At 67.5% G+C, this 18,152-nt stretch carries 15 protein-coding genes; 11 read left to right on the top strand and 4 right to left on the bottom strand.

From position 1 onward, the window contains the following. Nucleotides 1–91: 91 nt before the first annotated feature. Complete coding sequence (locus GC150_08660) at nt 92–667, top strand: isochorismatase family protein (GenBank protein MBI1384965.1); 576 nt, start codon at nt 92–94, stop codon at nt 665–667. Then, the gene (locus GC150_08655; protein ID MBI1384964.1) at nt 664–1,368 is read left to right on the top strand and encodes a queuosine precursor transporter; all 705 of its coding nucleotides are present in this window, start codon (nt 664–666) and stop codon (nt 1,366–1,368) included. The genes GC150_08660 and GC150_08655 overlap by 4 nt, the downstream gene beginning before the upstream one ends. 21 nt (nt 1,369–1,389) lie before the next feature. Here the strand turns inward: GC150_08655 and eutB are convergent, their stop codons facing one another. Beyond that, nucleotides 1,390–2,415, bottom strand: coding sequence for a hydroxyectoine utilization dehydratase EutB (gene eutB / locus GC150_08650; protein MBI1384963.1), 1,026 nt, complete (start codon nt 2,413–2,415; stop codon nt 1,390–1,392). Nucleotides 2,416–2,597: 182 nt separating this feature from the next. Here eutB and GC150_08645 point away from each other — a divergent pair, with 182 nt between their 5' ends. Next, entirely contained in the window at nt 2,598–3,878 is a 1,281-nt protein-coding gene (locus GC150_08645; GenBank protein ID MBI1384962.1) for a phosphopyruvate hydratase, read from the top strand. A gap of 74 nt (nt 3,879–3,952) precedes the next feature. Here GC150_08645 and GC150_08640 read toward each other — a convergent pair whose 3' ends face one another. Beyond that, a complete protein-coding gene (locus GC150_08640; protein MBI1384961.1) occupies nt 3,953–4,585 on the bottom strand; it encodes a copper chaperone PCu(A)C in 633 nt (210 codons plus the stop codon). A 215-nt stretch (nt 4,586–4,800) separates the two neighbouring features. On the opposite strand from GC150_08640, the gene GC150_08635 reads away from it, so the two are divergent. The 7 genes from GC150_08635 (at nt 4,801) to lpdA (ending at nt 14,453) form a co-directional block, all read left to right on the top strand. After that, nucleotides 4,801–6,636 (top strand): SLC13 family permease, encoded by a 1,836-nt coding sequence (locus GC150_08635; GenBank protein MBI1384960.1) that lies wholly within the window; start codon nt 4,801–4,803, stop codon nt 6,634–6,636. Nucleotides 6,637–6,880: 244 nt separating this feature from the next. Continuing rightward, nucleotides 6,881–8,206, top strand: a complete 1,326-nt coding sequence (locus GC150_08630; GenBank protein ID MBI1384959.1) for an aminotransferase class I/II-fold pyridoxal phosphate-dependent enzyme — start codon at nt 6,881–6,883, stop codon at nt 8,204–8,206. A 182-nt stretch (nt 8,207–8,388) separates the two neighbouring features. Then, the gene (locus tag GC150_08625) at nt 8,389–8,733 is read left to right on the top strand and encodes a septum formation initiator family protein (GenBank protein ID MBI1384958.1); all 345 of its coding nucleotides are present in this window, start codon (nt 8,389–8,391) and stop codon (nt 8,731–8,733) included. A gap of 77 nt (nt 8,734–8,810) precedes the next feature. Continuing rightward, a complete protein-coding gene (gene pdhA / locus GC150_08620; GenBank protein ID MBI1384957.1) occupies nt 8,811–9,869 on the top strand; it encodes a pyruvate dehydrogenase (acetyl-transferring) E1 component subunit alpha in 1,059 nt (352 codons plus the stop codon). 66 nt (nt 9,870–9,935) lie between these two features. Beyond that, complete coding sequence (locus GC150_08615; GenBank protein MBI1384956.1) at nt 9,936–11,369, top strand: pyruvate dehydrogenase complex E1 component subunit beta; 1,434 nt, start codon at nt 9,936–9,938, stop codon at nt 11,367–11,369. Between the two features lie 195 nt (nt 11,370–11,564). Beyond that, nucleotides 11,565–12,953, top strand: a complete 1,389-nt coding sequence (locus GC150_08610) for a pyruvate dehydrogenase complex dihydrolipoamide acetyltransferase (GenBank protein ID MBI1384955.1) — start codon at nt 11,565–11,567, stop codon at nt 12,951–12,953. Between the two features lie 54 nt (nt 12,954–13,007). Beyond that, on the top strand, nt 13,008–14,453 hold the full coding sequence (lpdA, locus tag GC150_08605) for a dihydrolipoyl dehydrogenase (protein MBI1384954.1): 1,446 nt from the start codon (nt 13,008–13,010) through the stop codon (nt 14,451–14,453). Between the two features lie 70 nt (nt 14,454–14,523). Here lpdA and GC150_08600 read toward each other — a convergent pair whose 3' ends face one another. Beyond that, the gene (locus GC150_08600) at nt 14,524–15,780 is read right to left on the bottom strand and encodes a tyrosine--tRNA ligase (GenBank protein MBI1384953.1); all 1,257 of its coding nucleotides are present in this window, start codon (nt 15,778–15,780) and stop codon (nt 14,524–14,526) included. 119 nt (nt 15,781–15,899) lie between these two features. Here GC150_08600 and GC150_08595 point away from each other — a divergent pair, with 119 nt between their 5' ends. Continuing rightward, nucleotides 15,900–17,093: an anhydro-N-acetylmuramic acid kinase gene (locus GC150_08595; GenBank protein MBI1384952.1), complete on the top strand. Its 1,194-nt coding sequence runs from the start codon at nt 15,900–15,902 to the stop codon at nt 17,091–17,093. Here the strand turns inward: GC150_08595 and GC150_08590 are convergent. Beyond that, the gene (locus GC150_08590; protein MBI1384951.1) at nt 17,068–17,799 is read right to left on the bottom strand and encodes an alpha/beta hydrolase; all 732 of its coding nucleotides are present in this window, start codon (nt 17,797–17,799) and stop codon (nt 17,068–17,070) included. The genes GC150_08595 and GC150_08590 overlap by 26 nt on opposite strands. Between the last annotated feature and the right edge of the window lie 353 nt (nt 17,800–18,152).

Genomic DNA, 18,152 nt, shown 5'->3' with positions numbered 1-18,152 from the left:
GGCGGGGCCAAGGAAGCTGCTTGTCTGGCCGCCATGATCGGTGCAAACCACGCGGCGAACCGTGGCGCCGGCCATTGTCGTGGAGCGAGCGATGACCAAGCCGAGCACTCTGTTGCTGGTCGATTGGCAGACGGGCCTCAGGGAAACCTCCTATTACGGCCGGCGCAACAACCCACTCGCCGAGGAGAATGCGGCCTGTTTGCTCTCGGCGTGGCGCGAGCGAGGATGGCCCGTGGTGCACGTGCGCCACGCCAGCGTCACGCCCGGCTCGCCGCTCGAGCCGCACAAGCCCGGTTTCGCGCTGGAGCCGTTCGCGGAGCCGAGGGCTGGCGAGGCGGTCATCACGAAATCGGTCAATTCGGCGTTCATCGGCACCACGCTCGAGGAGCGTCTGCGGACCGCCGGACAGATGGACCTCGTCTTGACGGGCGTATCGAGTGACCACTGCGTCAACACGACGGCGAGGATGGCGGCCAATCTCGGTTTTGCCGTCACCATCGCCCACGACGCCTGCTATGCCTTCGATCGCGAGGGCCTCAATGGCGAGCGCATTCCGGCCGATACGGTGCACGTCGTGGCGCTCGCGAGCCTCGACAAGGAATTTGCGGCACTGGCCTCGACGGGATCGCTGCTTGCCGCGATCGCCCGCGATGGTGGCGCGCGATGAGCGGTTCTGCCAAGGCGCCCCGCTACCTCGACGTCCTCGCGGTCGCCTTCGTTGCCGTGCTGCTCGCCTCCAACCTCGTCGGTCCGGCCAAGATCACCGAGGCGAGCCTTCCGCTGGTCGGCACCATCACATTTTCGGCAGCCGTCCTCTATTTCCCCCTCGCCTACGTGATCGGCGACGTGCTGACGGAAGTCTACGGCTTTGCCAGGGCGCGCCGCGTCATTTGGCTCGGGTTCGCGGCGCTCGGCTTCGCACTCGCCATGGCGTGGCTGGTCGTCGCCCTTCCGCCGGCGGGCGAGTGGGGTGACCAGGGCGCCTATGAGAAGGTCTTCGGCACCACCTGGCGGATCGTGCTCGCCTCGATGCTCGCCTATGCGGTTGGCGAACTCGTCAATTCCTACGTGCTCGCGCGCATGAAAGTCGCGACGGCCGGCCGCCATCTCTATGCCCGGACGATCGGCTCGAGCATGGTCGGCCAGGGCTTCGACACGCTAATTTTCTTTCCCGTCGCCTTTCTCGGCTCCGGCCTCATCCCGGACGAGCTGATCCCGGCGATCATGCTGGTCGAATACTGCATCAAGGTCGGCATCGAAGCGGCACTGACGCCCGTCACCTATGTCGTCGTCGGGGCATTGAAGTCGGCCGAGGGGATCGACCACTACGACACGGACACGGATTTTTCGCCTCTGCCGACCGCCTGAGGCGGCGATGCGCCTTGGCGCTCAGACTGGCGCGTAGGCACGCCCCGCGATGATGTGGTCGCCGAGCACGACGTCGGCGCCCGTGACGATGCGGGTAAAGCGCGCCATGTCGACGTTGCGACCCGAAACGACGACGCCGACGGGCCCCGGTCCGAGTGTGACGCGCCCAGCAAGGAGCGCGGCGACCCCGACCGCGGCCCCGCCTTCGGCCACCTGGCGATCCTCGTAATAGAGCGCCTGCATGGCGCGGTAAATTTCTTCCTCCGAGACCAGAACCGTCTCGTCGATGAGGTCACGGCAGAGCGCGAGCGTCAGCTGATTGACCGCGCCGATGCCGCCCCCGAGACTGTCGGCGAGGCTCGCCATCTCGACCACTTCGACCGGATGACCGGCGCGGATCGAGTGGTACATGGCCGGACCGTTGTCCATGGTGACGCCGACGATGCGGATGGACGGCTTGATCGCCTTGGCCGCGAGCGCGATGCCGCCGGCAAGGCCGCCCCCCGAGAGCGGGATGACCAATGTTTCGAGGTCGGGGCGGTCCTCGAGCAACTCCAGGCCGATGGTGCCCTGACCGGCGATGACGTCGGCATCGTCGAACGGCGAGACGTCGATGAAGCCCTCGCTGGCGCAGAAGCGCTCGCAGTCGACTTGCGCCTCGTCCTGGCTTTCGCCGACGATGTGGACCTCGGCGCCGAGCGCGCGGATCCCCTCCACTTTGGTCGCCGGCACGAGGCGCGACATGAAAACGGCGGCCCGCAATCCCTTCGCGCGGGCGGCGTAAGCGACAGCGCGGCCGTGGTTGCCGGTGGAGGAGCAGGCGACGCCCGCCACGTCCGGCCCGAGCGCGGCGAGCGCATTGGCCGCGCCGCGTAACTTGAAGGCGCCGGTCGGCTGCGTCGTCTCCAGCTTCAAGAGCACCTCGGCGCCAGCCCTCCGCGACAGCGCGGGCGAGGGAATGAGCGGTGTGCGCAAGGCGGTTCCCGCAATGCGGACACGGGCGGCAAGGACGTCGGCGAGGCAGAGGGTCACGAATCTTGACTCCATGCGGTCTGCGGCTGGCCTCGACCATGCCGCTGAATGTCGCAGGGTGGAAGGGGGTGTCGGCTCTGCGCCACGGTCCGACGGCTGGTACGTCGCGGGGACCGCCCGTTCACCCGGCTGGCCATGGCGGTCAACTCGCGCTAGGCGATGCCCGAACAGCGAGCCCACCCAGCCAGGAGACCGCCATGACCGCCATCGTCGACATTCTCGCCCGGGAAATCCTCGACAGTCGGGGCAATCCGACCGTCGAGGTCGATGTCATCCTCGAGGATGGCTCACTCGGTCGCGCGGCGGTGCCATCCGGTGCCTCCACCGGGGCGCACGAGGCGCACGAATTGCGCGACGGCGGGTCGCGCTACGGCGGCAAGGGCGTCGAGAAGGCCGTCGAGGCCGTCAACACCGAAATCGCCGAGACCATCTCCGGCTTCGATGCCGAGGACCAGCGGCGCATCGACCATGCCATGATCGCGCTCGACGGCACACCGAACAAGGCCCGGCTCGGGGCCAATGCGATCCTCGGCGTCTCGCTCGCGACGGCCAAGGCGGCGGCGGACGCGGCGGGTCTTCCGCTCTATCGATATCTCGGCGGAGCTGGCGCGCACGTGCTGCCGGTACCGATGATGAACATCGTCAACGGCGGCGCCCATGCCGACAACCCCATCGATGTGCAAGAGTTCATGGTGATGCCGGTCGGCGCGGCGAACTGCCGCGAGGCGATCCGCATGGGCGCGGAGGTCTTCCAGCACCTCAAGAAGGCGCTGAAGGCGGCTGGCCACAACACCAACGTCGGCGACGAAGGCGGCTTTGCGCCGAATCTCGCCTCCACCAGCGAGGCGCTCGGTTTCATCATGGGGGCGATCGAGGCGGCCGGCTATCGGCCCGGCGAAGACATCGTGCTGGCGCTCGATGCGGCGGCAACGGAGTTCTATTCGAATGGCAAATACAACCTTGCCGGCGAGGGCAAGGTGCTGACGCCCGACGAAATGGTCGCCTACTGGGCCGACCTCGTTTCGCGCTATCCGATCGTCTCGATCGAGGACGGCATGAGCGAGGACGACTGGGACGGCTGGACGAAGCTGACGGCGGCGATCGGCGGGCGCTGCCAGCTCGTCGGCGACGACCTCTTCGTCACCAACACCGAGCGCCTCGCCATCGGCCTCGAGCGCAAGGCCGGCAACGCCATCCTCGTCAAGGTCAATCAGATCGGCTCGCTGACCGAGACCCTCGAGACGATCGAGATGGCGCACCGGGCGGGCATGCGTTCGGTGATCTCGCACCGCTCGGGCGAAACCGAGGATGCCACGATCGCCGACCTCGCGGTGGCGACCAACGCTGGCCAGATCAAGACCGGCTCGCTCTCGCGCTCGGACCGGCTCGCCAAGTACAACCAGCTTATCCGCATCGAGGAGGACCTCGGCGAGATGGCCGCCTACCCCGGCCGCGCGGCGATCAAGGCGGGGGTTTGAGGGGGGCCATTGGGCGCGGGGATGGCGGAGCCCGGCCGGGCTAGTAGCCTATCGGCCGGGCGTGCCCTGGCGGCTCAGTGGCTGCCCCGATTGGCGCGCTTCTTCCGGCGGGCCGGGGCCTCGGCCTTCTCGGCGCGGCGGGCGCGCGTCGTCTTGCGTGGCGGGGTGGAGGGCGTCGCCACGGTCGCGGCGGTCGGCGCGGCCGAGGCCGTCGTCGATGCCTGCGTTACGAGTGCCGTCACCACGATTTCACCCGCCTGCTCGAAGCGCAAGGTGAGTGCGATTTCGCCGCTCGCCTCGGTCGGGGTGCTGAAGCCGGTTGCGATGAGATGGGCCGTCGCGGGCCTGAGTTCGAGGCTCGTGCCGGCGGGAATGTCGATCCCGTCAGGGGCGGTCGCGGTGGCCTCGGCGGCTCCGTCGGCCGCCACGGCGGGGGCGATCGCGACTGCCGCGCCCTCGCCCAGTTTGGCGTCCAATTCCGCACCGACGAGGCGGTCGGCGGCCCCGGTCGCGTTGGTAATGGTGAGGAAGATGCGGGCCTCGCCGGCATTGCCGGGGGTCGTCTCGAGGCGGGCATTGCTCGCCGAGACGCCGACCTCGGCCGCGATCGCGGTCGCAACGAGACACATGGCGGTCAAGCCGCCGGCCAGCGCCAAGCGCAAGCGGCCGAAGTCCGATCGTCCAGTCCAATGTGATCCGGCTCGCATGGCGGGGCTCCCTCTCGCTTTCGTCGCTCGACATGACGAATGGAACACGAAGAGGGCGACGCGTTGCCCGGCCGGCCGCGCACACGCGATCGTGACGCACGTGTGCGAGGGCGTGTCGGCTCGATCGACCAGGCGATCCCACAGGGCGAGAATCTTGACGCCCAACCGTTTGCCTGACCTCTTGGATTGTGAATGACCGGGAAGGCCACGCACTCATGACCCAAGATCAGATGACCATTGTCGCCGTGCTCGCGGCGGCGGTCGCCATGTTCGTTTGGGGGCGGTTGCGACACGACGTCGTGGCCCTGGCGGCCCTGCTCGCGTGTGTGGCGACGGGCGTCGTACCGAGCGGGGCCGCATTTTCGGGCTTTGGTCATCCTGCTGTCATCACGGTTGCCTGTGTGCTCGTTCTGAGCGGCGTCTTGCTGGCGACGGGCGTGGTCGACGGCCTGACGCGGGCCATTCTGCCGAGTGCGGCGGGGCCCACTGTCTCGATCGCGGCTCTCACCGGTTTTGCCGCTGTCCTCTCCGGCTTCATGAACAACGTCGGTGCGCTGGCGCTGTTGATGCCGGTCGCCTTGCAGGTCGCGGATCGGCTCGACCTGCCGCCGGGCAAGACTTTGATGCCCCTTGCGTTCGGCTCCATCCTCGGCGGCATGACGACGCTGATCGGGACGCCACCCAATCTCATCGTGTCCGGATTTCGCGCGCAAAGCACCGGCCAGAGCTTCTCCATGTTCGATTTCGCGCCTGTCGGGGTACCCGTGCTCGTCATCGGCCTCCTCTTCCTGGCGCTGATCGGCTGGCGGATCGTTCCGACCCGGCGGCGCAAAGGGGCCGATAGTTTCGAGACCGGAGCCTATCTGACGGAAGCCCGGGTACCCGAGACGTCCAAGGCCGCCGGCAGGACACTGCGAGAGATCGAGATAACGCTGAACGATGCCGACGCACAGGTCGTCGGCCTGATCCGCAACGAGCGGCGCATTCCGGCACCGAGCCCCTTTCGTGAGGTGAGGGCCGGCGACATCTTGATCATCGAGGCCGAGCCGGAGGCGCTGACAAAGGCGCTTTCGAGCATGGAATTGAAGCTCGAGGCGGATGTGCGCGATCGAGATGAGGCAAGTGGGGCGGCGGGCGACCAGAAAGCCGCTGGCAAGGTGGGAGCCGCAAATCCGCTGGCGGCGCTCCAGTCCGACGACGTCGTCTTGATGGAGTTGGCGGTCCGCCCGCGCAGCGACCTCGTCGGCCGTTCGGCGAGCGACGTTCGTTTGCGCACGCGCTTCGGCATCAACCTCCTGGCCATCGCCCGCGAGGGGCATCGCGCGGGGGCACGGTTGCGCTCCGTTCCGATCGCGGATGGGGATGTTCTCCTGATGCAAGGGACGCCGGACGCCATCATCGAATTCGCCAATCGCTTCGGCTGCGTGCCGCTGGCCCAGAGACCACTGAGAATTCCTGATCGCAGGAAGGCCCTGTGGGCCGCGACCATCATGGTCGCCACCGTTGGCGGAGCGGCCTTCGGACTCGTGCCGGCTGCCATCGCGTTCGCAGCCGGTGTGCTGGCCACCGTGGTGGTCGGCGTGCTGCCCGCGCGCCGCCTCTATGATGCCATCGACTGGTCGGTGATCGTCTTGCTGGCGGCGCTCATCCCGGTTGCCGGAGCCATGGCATCGACCGGCGCCGCCGACGTCATGGCGAAAGCGCTGCTCAGCGGCATTGCCGGCGAGTCGGCCATCGTTGCGCTGGTGCTGATCCTCGTCGTGACCATGATCCTGTCGGACTTCATGAACAATGCCGCGACAGCGGCGGTGATGTGTCCGATCGCGCTCGGCGCCGCGGCGCAGCTCGGCGTGAATGCGGACTCGTTCCTGATGGCCGTGGCGGTCGGCGCTTCGTGTGCCTTCCTCACCCCGATCGGGCACCAGAACAATACGCTGATCCTCGGTCCGGGTGGTTTCCGATTCGGAGACTATTGGCAGCTGGGTCTGCCGCTGGAGGTGATCGTCTTGCTGGTCGGCGTGCCCATGATCCTGCTCGTCTGGCCGACATAGGAATGCCCCTCCGGTGAGACGGAATTGCCCGCCGTTGGGGACATCACGCACCCTTCGAGCAAACCGCTCGCCAGCCCCCGAGCGGTGGATGGTCGTCATCGACCAACCGCTCTTTTCCATCCGCCGTAGTCCCGCCCCACCCCGCCTAGCCCCCGGCGCCCGGGCGGGTTAGGTTGCCGTTGCGGGCGCGCTGCAACCGCGCACCTTCCCGCCTCGGACGCGCTCCCGGCACAAGGCATCCCCCATGACCCACCTCGACCGCCGCCCCTGGATCCCTGACGTTTCCCAGGCGCTGGAGGCGCGCATTGCCGAGGCGACCGCCGCCGCACCGTCCGCCAGCCTCGCCGGACACATCGAAGCGCTCGCCCGCCGCAACCGGACCATCCACGAGGCCGACTGTATCAACCTCAATCCCGCAACCAACGTCATGAACCCGCGCGCCGAGGCGCTGCTCTCGGCCGGGCTCGGCTCGCGCCCCTCGCTCGGCCATGCGGGCGCCAAATACGAAATGGGCCTCGAGGCGATCGAAGAGATCGAGGTGATCGCGGCGGCGCTCGCGGCCGAGGTCTTTTCCGCCCGTTTCGCCGAGGTCCGGGTCGCCTCGGGCGCACTCGCCAACCTCTATGCCTTCATGGCGACGACGAAGCCGGGCGACGTCATCATCGCCCCGCCTGCCGAGATCGGCGGGCACGTGACGCACCATGGCGCGGGCGCTGCCGGGCTCTATGGGCTCACCATCCATGCCGCCCCCGTGCGCGCGGATGGTTATACGGTCGACGTTCCCGCTCTTGCGGCGCTCGCCGGCAAGGTGCGCCCGCGCCTCATCACGATCGGCGGCAGCCTCAATCTCGCGCCGCACCCTGTTTCCGAGATCCGGGCCATCGCGGATCGGGTCGGTGCCCACCTCCTCTTCGATGCGGCCCACCTCTGCGGCATGATCGCCGGTCGCGCCTGGCCCGATCCGCTTGCGGCTGGCGCCCACCTCATGACGATGAGCACCTACAAGAGCGTCGGCGGGCCGGCGGGCGGACTGATAGTCACCAATGACGCCGCGCTCGCCGAGCGACTCGATGCCATCGCCTATCCGGGGCTGACCGCCAATTTCGATGCCGGCCGGGTCGCGGCGCTCGCGATGGCGCTGATCGACTGGCGCGTGCACGGGGCGGACTATGCGCGGACGATGGTGGCGACGGCGGCGGCGCTCGCCGAGGCGCTCGAGGCCGAGGGGCTCCCTGTCCATCGGCCGGGCGGCAGTGCGGCGACGACCTCGCACCAGCTGGCCATCGAGGCGGCGGCCTTCGGCGGCGGCCAGGCGGCCTCGCGCAGGCTGCGGGAGGCGGGTCTGCTCGCCTGCGGTATAGGGCTGCCGATCGCGCCGGTCGCGGGCGACCTCAATGGGCTGAGGCTGGGGACGCCCGAGATCGTGCGCTGGGGCATGGGGCCAGCCGAGATGCCGGCACTCGCGAGGCTCGTCGCGCGCGGTCTCAGGGACAACGATCCGGGCGCCGTCGCAAAGGACGTCGCGGTGTTCCGCGCGCGGTTCCACGACCTGAGATTCGTCTGCACGTGAGGGGTGCGGTTGGGTCCGCGGACCGAGATCGTCTTGCGAACACTGTGCAATCTCACCGCAGCGGCAAATTATGCGCCGTAGCGGGCCAGCGCTTTACCTCGGCTTAACCGGACCGGTGCTATCGAGAGGGGGTCGGGCGCAACGCCCGGCGAAGCAATCGGATAGTCGCGCGTCACATCATCATGGGCGAAAGACATCAGTCCTGGCATTTCCTGGTCTCGCTTTGCTGTATCGGGCTGATCGGCTATTTCGCCTACCATGCCGTTCACGGCAGGCACGGTTTCGAGCGTCGCATCCAGCTCCAGCACGAGGCCAGGCGTCTCGAGCGCGAGCTGGATGAGCTCGAGGCCGTGCGCCGGACGTTGAGCCGCGATGTGGCCCTGCTGCGCCCGGAAGGCATCGACCCCGACATGCTCGGCGAGCAGGCCCGCCGCATCCTCCGGCTGGCTCCGGCGAACGGGTTGGTCATCCGTCCGGCGCCCGGCGAAGGCCCGTTGCTACCCGAGGCAACCAACACGAGCAATTGAGCGGTCGGTCGGGCTTGCCAGCCTTCCAGAAGCGTGCATTTTCTGGGCCACCCCCTTTCGTTTGCTCAGGAGTGGTCATGCCCGCGTCGTCCCCAGACGAAGCCCCCCGCACCGCAGTCGCAACCCATGGCGCCGGTGAACTCCCCGCCACTGGCGGGCCGCTCGCCGAGCTGACGCGCGCCGAGGAACTGGCGGCCTACCGCGACATTCTGCTCATCCGACGCTTCGAGGAAAAGGCCGGCCAGCTCTACGGCATGGGCTTCATCGGCGGCTTCTGCCACCTCTACATCGGCCAGGAGGCGGTCGTCGTCGGCATGCAGATGGCGCTCGAGGAAGGCGATCAGGTGATCACCGGCTACCGCGATCACGGGCACATGCTGGCAACCGGCATGAGTGCCAACGGCGTCATGGCCGAGTTGACAGGGCGGCGCGGCGGCTACTCCAAGGGCAAGGGTGGCTCCATGCACATGTTCTCCAAGGAGAAGGCCTTCTACGGCGGTCACGGAATCGTCGCCGCCCAGGTGCCGCTCGGGGCCGGCCTCGCCTTCGCCAACCGCTATCGCGGCAACGGCAAGGTGGCCGTCACCTACTTCGGCGACGGCGCCGCCAACCAGGGCCAGGTCTACGAGAGCTTCAACATGGCCTCGCTCTGGAGCCTGCCGGTGATCTTCGTCATCGAGAACAACCGCTATGCGATGGGCACGGCCGTCAAACGGGCGGCCGCCAAGTCCGAGCAGCTGGTGGCGCGTGGCGCCGCCTTCGGCATCCAGGGCATGCAGGTCGACGGCATGGATGTGCGCGCCGTCAAGGCCGCGGGTGAGATTGCCGTGCGGCACGCGCGCGAAGGCAAGGGGCCCTACGTGCTCGAGATGATGACCTACCGCTATCGCGGCCACTCGATGTCCGATCCGGCAAAATACCGTACGCGCGACGAGGTCAACAAGGTGCGCGAGGAGCAGGATCCGATCGAGCGCGTGCGCAACCGACTCATCGGCAAGCACGGCGTGTCGGAGGACGAACTCAAGGAGATCGACAAGGAGATCCGCGTCATCGTGAACGCCTCGGCCGATTTCGCACAGGCCGACCCCGAGCCGGATCCGAGCGAGCTTTGGACGGACGTACTGATCGAGGCCTGAGCGGCCGCCCCGAACCCTTCAGCCCATTCGTCTCCGCCCGTGCGGAGTCCGGAGGACACGACCAACATGGCGACAGAGATTCTGATGCCCGCGCTCTCTCCGACCATGGAGGAGGGAACGCTTTCCAAGTGGCTGGTGCGCGAGGGCGATAGCATCCGCGCGGGCGACGTGATCGCCGAGATCGAAACTGACAAGGCGACCATGGAGGTCGAGGCGGTCGACGAGGGGCGTGTCGGCAAATTGCTCGTTGCAGCGGGCACTGAGGGCGTCAAAGTCAACACGCCGATCGCGATCATTCTCGGGGACGGCGAGGTGATGGGTGGCGGGGTCCGTTCTCCGGTGCCGGGTAGTGCGCCGGCCGCGGTCGCCGCCAAAGCGCCCCCTGCCGCAACCGACAAGACGCTCGAGATCGCAGCGACCGTGTCGTCGATGGGCAAGGAAGCCGAAGTACGGATCGCGCACGCGCCGGAACCTGTCGTGCCGGCCGCCGCCGAGCCGGCCCTCGCCAGCGGCACGGTGATGCGCACCATGACCGTTCGCGAGGCCCTGCGCGATGCCATGGCAGAGGAGATGCGTCGCGACGGTGATGTGTTCGTGATGGGCGAGGAGGTGGCGGAGTATCAGGGCGCCTACAAGGTGACACAGGGTCTGCTCGAGGAATTCGGCGCGCGCCGCGTGATCGATACGCCGATCACGGAGTACGGCTTTGCCGGCGTCGGTACCGGCGCGGCCTTCGCCGGCCTGAAGCCCATCGTCGAGTTCATGACCTTCAACTTCGCCATGCAGGCGATCGACCACATCATCAACTCGGCCGCCAAGACACTCTACATGTCTGGCGGTCAGATGGGTTGCCCGATCGTGTTTCGCGGGCCGAACGGGGCGGCAAGTCGGGTGGCCGCCCAGCACAGCCAGGACTATTCATCCTGGTATGCCAGCGTGCCGGGGCTCAAAGTCGTCGCACCCTATACGGCCGCCGACGCCAAAGGGCTCTTGAAGTCGTCGATCCGCGATCCCAACCCGATCGTGTTCCTCGAGAACGAGTTGCTCTATGGCCAGTCCTTCGAGGTGCCGCAGGTCGACGACTGGCTGGTGCCGATCGGCAAGGCGCGGATCGCGCGGGCGGGCGATGCGGTGACCATCGTCGCCTATTCGCGTGGCATGGTCTATGCGCTCGAAGCGGCCGAGACGCTGGCCGGCGAGGGGATCGAGGCCGAGGTCATCGATCTGAGGACGCTGCGCCCGCTGGACATCGCGACGGTGATCGAAAGTGTTCGGCGCACCAACCGCTTGGTGACGGTCGATGAAGGCTGGCCGGTCTGCTCGGTCGGCACGGAGGTCTGCCAACGGGTGACGGAGCTGGCGTTCGACCACCTCGATGCGCCGCCGACCCGCGTGACCGGTGCCGACGTGCCGATGCCCTATGCCGCCAACCTCGAGAAGCTGGCGTTGCCGAGCGCGGCCAAGGTGGTCGCGGCCGCCAAGGCGGTGCTTTACGTTTGAGGCGCGGCACGAGTGCTGAGGACCCCGGCAGATGGCTGATCAGGAGAGAAAATTAGAAGGCAGTCCCGACGTCCCGGCGTCGACCCGCGCAGTCTCTTCCTCTCCGCCCGACGAGTTCGTTTCCCTTCCCGATCCGCAGGCCGCGCCCGAGGGCGCGCCGGCCGGGCCGGGCCGCACCGATTGAGGACCAAGGCCATGCCGACACCGATACTCATGCCCGCGCTCTCGCCTACCATGGAGGAGGGAACGCTCGCCAAGTGGCTGGTCAAGGAAGGCGACAAGGTGCGCTCGGGCGACGTCATCGCCGAGATCGAGACCGACAAGGCGACCATGGAGGTCGAGGCGGTCGACGAAGGGACCGTCGCGCGCATCCTGGTTGCGGCGGGCACCGAGGGGGTGAAAGTGAATACCGAGATCGCCCTCCTGCTCGGCGAGGACGAGGAGGCCGGAGCCAAACCCGCATCCGCATCCACCGCCAAGGCTGGAGCGCCTTCGCAAGCTGCCAGCCCCGCGCCAGCGAAAGCACCGGCGGCGCCTTCGGCACCAGCACCGGCCGAGCCCCGGAGCGGGCGCGCAGCCGCCACCGGAAACGGCTCGCGCGTTTTTTCATCTCCCCTCGCGAGGCGGCTCGCCGAGGCGGGCGGCATCGCGATCTCGGCCGTCATGGGCAGCGGACCGCACGGGCGCATCGTCAAGCGGGACGTCGAGGCAGCGCTCGCATCGGGAGCGGCAAGGAGCCCCGCCGCGACGGCGTCTGCGGTAGCGACCGTTCCGGGTGGCGCGACGGCCGCGGCTTCCGCTCCCGCCCCGGCGGTCGCCAGTGGAGCCACCGCCTCGGGTCTCCTTGCCACCATCGCGCCGATGGCCGACGACAAGGTGATGGCGCTCTATGAGGCCGGCAGCTTCGAGGTCGTGCCGCACGACAACATGAGGAAGACGATCGCCCGGCGCCTCACCGAGGCCAAGCTCACCATCCCGCATTTCTATCTCTCGATCGAATGCCGGCTGGACGAGTTGTTGGCTGCGCGCAAGCGCATGAACGACGGGGCGAACGGGCGCTTCAAGCTCTCGGTCAACGATTTCATCATCAAGGCGATGGGGCTCGCGCTCAAGGCGGTGCCGGATGCCAACGCGACGTGGACGGAAAAAGGCATGCTGCGGCACACGCGCGCCGACGTCGGGGTGGCGGTTGCGGTCGAGGGCGGGCTCTTCACGCCGCTCATCCGTCACGCCGATTTGAAGTCCCTTTCGGAGATTTCCAACGAGATGAAGGACCTCGCGGGCCGCGCCCGCGACCGCAAGCTGAAGCCGCACGAGTACCAGGGCGGAACGACCTCGATCTCGAACCTCGGCATGTTCGGCATCAAGCGCTTCGATGCCGTCATCAACCCGCCGCATGCGACGATCCTCGCGGTCGGGGCGGGCGAGGAGCGGATCATCGCGGTCGGTGGCCAGCCCAAGGTTGCAACCATGATGAGCTGCACGCTCTCGTGCGATCACCGTGTGGTCGATGGCGCGCTCGGTGCCGAACTGCTCGGTGCCTTCAAGGCCTACATCGAGGATCCGGTGCGGATGCTGGCGTAGGACCGCGCCCGCCATTTACGCCTCGCGAGCCCACCCCAACCTGATGGAATTGCAATGACCGACAACGCATTCGACGTCATCATCATCGGCGGGGGGCCGGGAGGCTATGTCGCGGCGATCCGCGCGGCCCAGCTCGGCCTCAAGACGGCCGTCGTCGAGCGCGAGCACCTCGGCGGCATCTGCCTCAACTGGGGCTGCATCCCGACCAAGGCGCTGTTGCGGACGGCGGAAATCTACCACTATGCCCAGCACGCCGAGGCCTACGGCCTCAAGCTCGAAGGGCGCATGACGTTCGAGGCGGACAAGGTCGTCGCCCGCTCGCGCGGTGTCTCCAAGCAGCTCAACGGCGGCGTCGGCTTCCTCCTCAAGAAGAACAAGGTCGCCGTCATCTGGGGCGAGGCGCGGATCACGAAACCGGGCGAGGTCGTCGTTGACGCGCCCACCAAGAAGGCGATGGAGCCGCAGAACCCGGCGCCCAAGGGAACGCTCGGGCACGGCACCTACCAGGCCAAGAACATCATCGTTGCGACCGGCGCACGCCCGCGCATCATCCCCGGCATCGAGCCCGACGGCGATCGCATCTGGACCTATTTCGAGGCAATGGTGCCGAAGGCGATGCCGAAGTCGCTCATCGTCATGGGTTCGGGCGCGATCGGCATCGAATTCGCCTCCTTTTATCGCACCATGGGTGCCGAAGTGACGGTGATCGAACTCATGGAGCAGATCCTGCCCGTCGAGGATGCCGAGATCGCCGCGCTCGCCAGGAAGCGCTTCGAAAAGCAAGGCATGCGCATCCTGTCGGGAGCGAAAGTGACGGGTGTTTCCAAGGGCGCGGGGGGCATTGTCGCCAGCGTCGATCTCGGCGGTGGCAAGAGCGAGACGATCACCGCCGAGCGGCTGATCTCGGCGGTCGGTGTCGTCGGCAATGTCGAGTGGCTCGGCCTCGAAGCGCTCGGCGTTGCGATGGAGCGTGGCACGATCGTGACCGACGGTCTCGGGCGCACGAATGTTCCCGGGATCCATGCGATCGGCGATGTCGCGGGTCCGCCGATGCTGGCGCACAAGGCCGAGCACGAGGGCGTCATCTGCGTCGAGGCGATCGCCGGGCTCCATGCCCATCCGATGGACAAGAATAAAATCCCGGGCTGCACCTACTGCCATCCGCAGATCGCGTCCGTCGGCTTGACGGAGGCGAAAGCCAAGGCGGCGGGGCGCGAGGTCAAGGTCGGGCGCTTTCCGTTCGTTGGTAACGGCAAAGCGATCGCGCTCGGCGAGCCGGACGGCCTCGTCAAGACGGTGTTCGATGCCGCCACTGGCGAACTCCTCGGCGCGCACATGGTCGGCGCGGAAGTCACGGAACTCATTCAGGGCTTCGTCGTCGCCATGAATCTCGAGACGACGGAAGAGGACCTGATGCACACGGTCTTCCCGCACCCGACGCTCTCGGAGATGATGCACGAGAGCGTGCTCGATGCCTACGGCCGGGTGATCCACACCTGACGGGGGCGTCGAATGCGACGGGCAGCCGCCGAACAGCCGGCGGGCCGCCCGTTGCCCGCGAACCCGGCGCTCAGTCCGCCGGCTTCAGGAGCACGTGCTTCTTCTTGCCGATCGACAGCTTGATCGCGCCTTCCGGTCCGAGATCGGCGAGCGTGACCGTCGCGCGCTCGTCGGTCACGGGGGCATCGTTGAGGCGGGCGCCGCCGCCCTGGACGTGGCGACGGGCTTCTCCATTGGAAGCGGCAAGGCCCGATTTCACGAACGCCGCGAGCACACCGATCCCGCCGGCAAGCTCGGCGCGGGAAAGCGTGACCGTCGGCAGTCCTGCGGCCAGCGCGCCCTCCACGAAGGTCTGGCGCGCCGTTTCGGCGGCGTCGGTTGCCGCGGCCTTGCCGTGCAGGAGGCCGGTCGCCTCGTTCGCGAGCACCTTCTTGGCCTCGTTGATTTCCGCTCCCTCGAGGGCGCCGAGGCGGGCGATCTCGTCCATCGGCAATGTCGTGAAGAGCTTGAGGAAGCGGGCGACGTCGGCGTCCTCGGTGTTGCGCCAGTACTGCCAGTAGTCGTAGGGCGAGAGCAGCGCGGCATCGAGCCAGACGGCGCCAGCGGCCGTCTTGCCCATTTTTGCGCCCGATGAGGTGGTCAGCAGCGGCGTCGTCAGGGCAAAGAGGTCGGCGCCCGCGATGCGCCTGCCGAGGTCGGTGCCGGCGACGATGTTGCCCCACTGGTCCGAGCCGCCCATCTGCAGACGGCAGCCGGTGCGCCTGAAAAGCTCCACGAAGTCGTAGGCCTGCAGCACCATGTAGTTGAACTCGAGGAACGAGAGATGGTGCTCGCGCTCGAGACGCTGGGCGATGCTGTCGCGCTTGATCATCTCGTTGACCGAGATGTGGGCGCCGACCTCGCGCAGGAAATCGATGTAGTTGAGTGTGAGCAGCCAGTCGGCGTTGTCCATCATCAGGGCGTCGCGCGGGCCGTTGCCGAAGGAAAGGAATTTATCGAAGACCTTGCGGATGCCGCCCTTGTTGTCGTCGATCTGCTCGGGGGTGAGGAGTTGCCGGCTCTGGTCCTTGCCGGACGGGTCGCCGACCCGCGTCGTGCCGCCGCCCATCAGGGCGATCGGGCGATGCCCGGTCTGCTGGAACCAGTGCAGCATCATGATCGGCAGCAGCGAGCCGGCGTGCAGGCTCGGTGCGGTACAATCGAAGCCGATGTAGGCGGTGACGGGTCCCTCGGCGAGGGCCGCATCTAGTCCTTCGGGATTGGATATCTGGTGAATGAAGCCGCGTTCCGAGACGACCCGGAGGAACTCCGATTTGAAGCTCGCCATTGTCCTAAGCCTGCCGCTGTTGTCTGATCGCGCGACGAGGGCGCGCCACACCTCTAGCAGCGATGGACAACCGTTGCGAGCCGGGACGGCACGGCACGCGGGCGCGAACGGGAGGATGCATGGGCGAATTGCTGAAAGCGGCCGGGCTCATGTGCGGAACCTCGATGGATGCCGTCGACGTGGCGGTGATCGAGACCGACGGCGAGGCCGTCGTTCGGCGGATGCCGGAGCTGGCGGCCTCCATTCCGCTCGACGAGCCGGCGCGTGCTCTCATCAGGCGTGCGATGGCCGAGGTGGCCGGGGCCGAAGGACCGCAGGTACGCACGCTCACCGTGGTCGAGGAGGCCGCACGGGCGGTGACACGAGCCCATTGGGTGGCTGAAAGCGCGCTGCTCGCGGCTTCGGCCACGCCGCCGCAGTCCCATGAATGCGGCCTCGCGCGGCTCGGCATCGAGGTCGTCGGCTTCCACGGCCAAACCATTCTGCACCGGCCGGATCGCGGCTTCACGCTACAGATCGGGGACGGCGCCATGCTCGCCGATCTCATCGGGGTGCCCGTGATCGACGACTTTCGCTCGAATGACATGGCAAATGGGGGACAGGGCGCACCGCTGGTGCCCGTCTACCACCGGGCGCTGACCGCGAGCGCCGGCCTCGAGGCGCCGGTCGCGATCCTCAACATCGGCGGTGTCGCCAACGTGACATGGATTGGCCCCGGCGACGAGTTGATCGCCTTCGATACCGGCCCGGGCAATGCGCTGATCGATGATCACATGCGGCGGGTGGCGGGCGAGCCGTGTGACCGGGACGGCCAAGCCGCAGCGCGCGGGCAATTGGCCCGTGGTCAGCTCGCCGCGCTGATGTCGCACCCCTATTTTGCTTCGCCGGCACCCAAATCGCTGGATCGTCAAGCGTTCCACGGCTGGGTCGAGCAGGTGCTCGAAACGCGCGGGCGGGCGGGCGGCGCCGACCGGGCCCATGCGCTCGAAGACGACGCCGCGCTCTTGACGGCTTTCACCGTCGAGGCGGTCGCGGCCGCGCGCGATCACTTTCCGACGGCCCCGGCGCGCTGGCTGGTCTGCGGCGGTGGTGCCTCGAATCCGACCCTCATGCGCTGGCTTGCCGATCGTCTTGCCGTTCCCGTGGAACCGGTCGAGCGATTGGGCTGGTCCGGCGAGCACATGGAGGCGGAGGCCTTCGCCTACCTCGCGGTGCGGAGCCTCAGGGGCCTGCCGCTCTCCTTTCCTGGGACGACCGGCGTCGCCGCGCCCACGTCCGGCGGTCGTCTCAGTCGTCCTCGCCGTCGTCCATGACCTCTTCGAGCGGCTCTTCGTCGACCGCATCCTCGATCGGCGCGGCGATTCGTGCCGGACGGGGCGGCGTCGTCAGGCGCATGTCGAGATAGGTATTGGCGATGCGCATCAGCTCCGTCATCTGCTCCTCGAAGAAGTGGTTCGCCGAGGGAATGACGGTGTGCTCGATCTTGATGCCCTTCTGCGTCTTGACCTTGGCGAGCATGTCGTTGATGGCCGACGTCGGCGCGACGCGGTCGTACTCGCCCGAGATCATCAGGCCCGAGGCGGGACACGGAGCGAGGAATGTGAAGTCGTAGAGGTCGGGCTGGGCGGCGACGGTGACGAAGCCGTGGATCTCTGGCCGCCGCATCAAGAGCTGCATGGCGATCCAGGAGCCGAACGAAACGCCAGCGATCCAGCAGAACGGCGCCTCGGGGTTGAAGCCCTGCACCCAATCGAGCGCGGCGGCGGCGTCGGACAGCTCTCCCGGGCCGTTGTCGAACAGGCCCTGGCTGCGACCGACGCCCCGGAAATTGAAGCGAAGCACCGAGAATCCGCGGTTCACGAAGGTGTAGTAGAGCTGGTAGACGATGGGGTTGTTCATCGTCCCGCCGAACTGCGGGTGTGGGTGCAGGATCACCGCGATCGGGGAATCACTGTTCGGGTTGTGGTGGTAGCGGGCCTCGATGCGTCCGGCCGGTCCGTTGATGATGACTTCGGGCATTGTCTCACTATCTGTTTTCGGACCAAGGACTTGGCCGTCGCGGTCGGGCGCTGGTGGCGGGTCGGTCGCCGCTCTCGTCGATCACATTGGTGAACCGCACCGGATGCCGCCGCCGCGATCGTGCGCGGCTGCGGTACGGCGCGCGTCGGGGCACCGATGCACCCGGTCGCTGCCCCTATCGCCGACCACATACCGAACTCGACCCCGGGGCCTGCAAATTCGGCACCAGAAATAGTTGACTGCCCAAGTCGGGATTTCTATATCAGTCTTGTTTGGATCGACTTCAAAGTACGGGTGTCCGGCGTGACAGTCCTCTAGCACGTGGGCGCATCCGAAATCCAAACTTTTGAGCG

It is taken from the genome of Hyphomicrobiales bacterium, from assembly GCA_016125495.1.
Taxonomy (GTDB): Bacteria; Pseudomonadota; Alphaproteobacteria; order Rhizobiales; family RI-29; genus RI-29.
The sequence above is the reverse complement of the archived record's forward strand: the minus strand, read 5'-3'. Positions and strand labels throughout refer to the sequence as shown.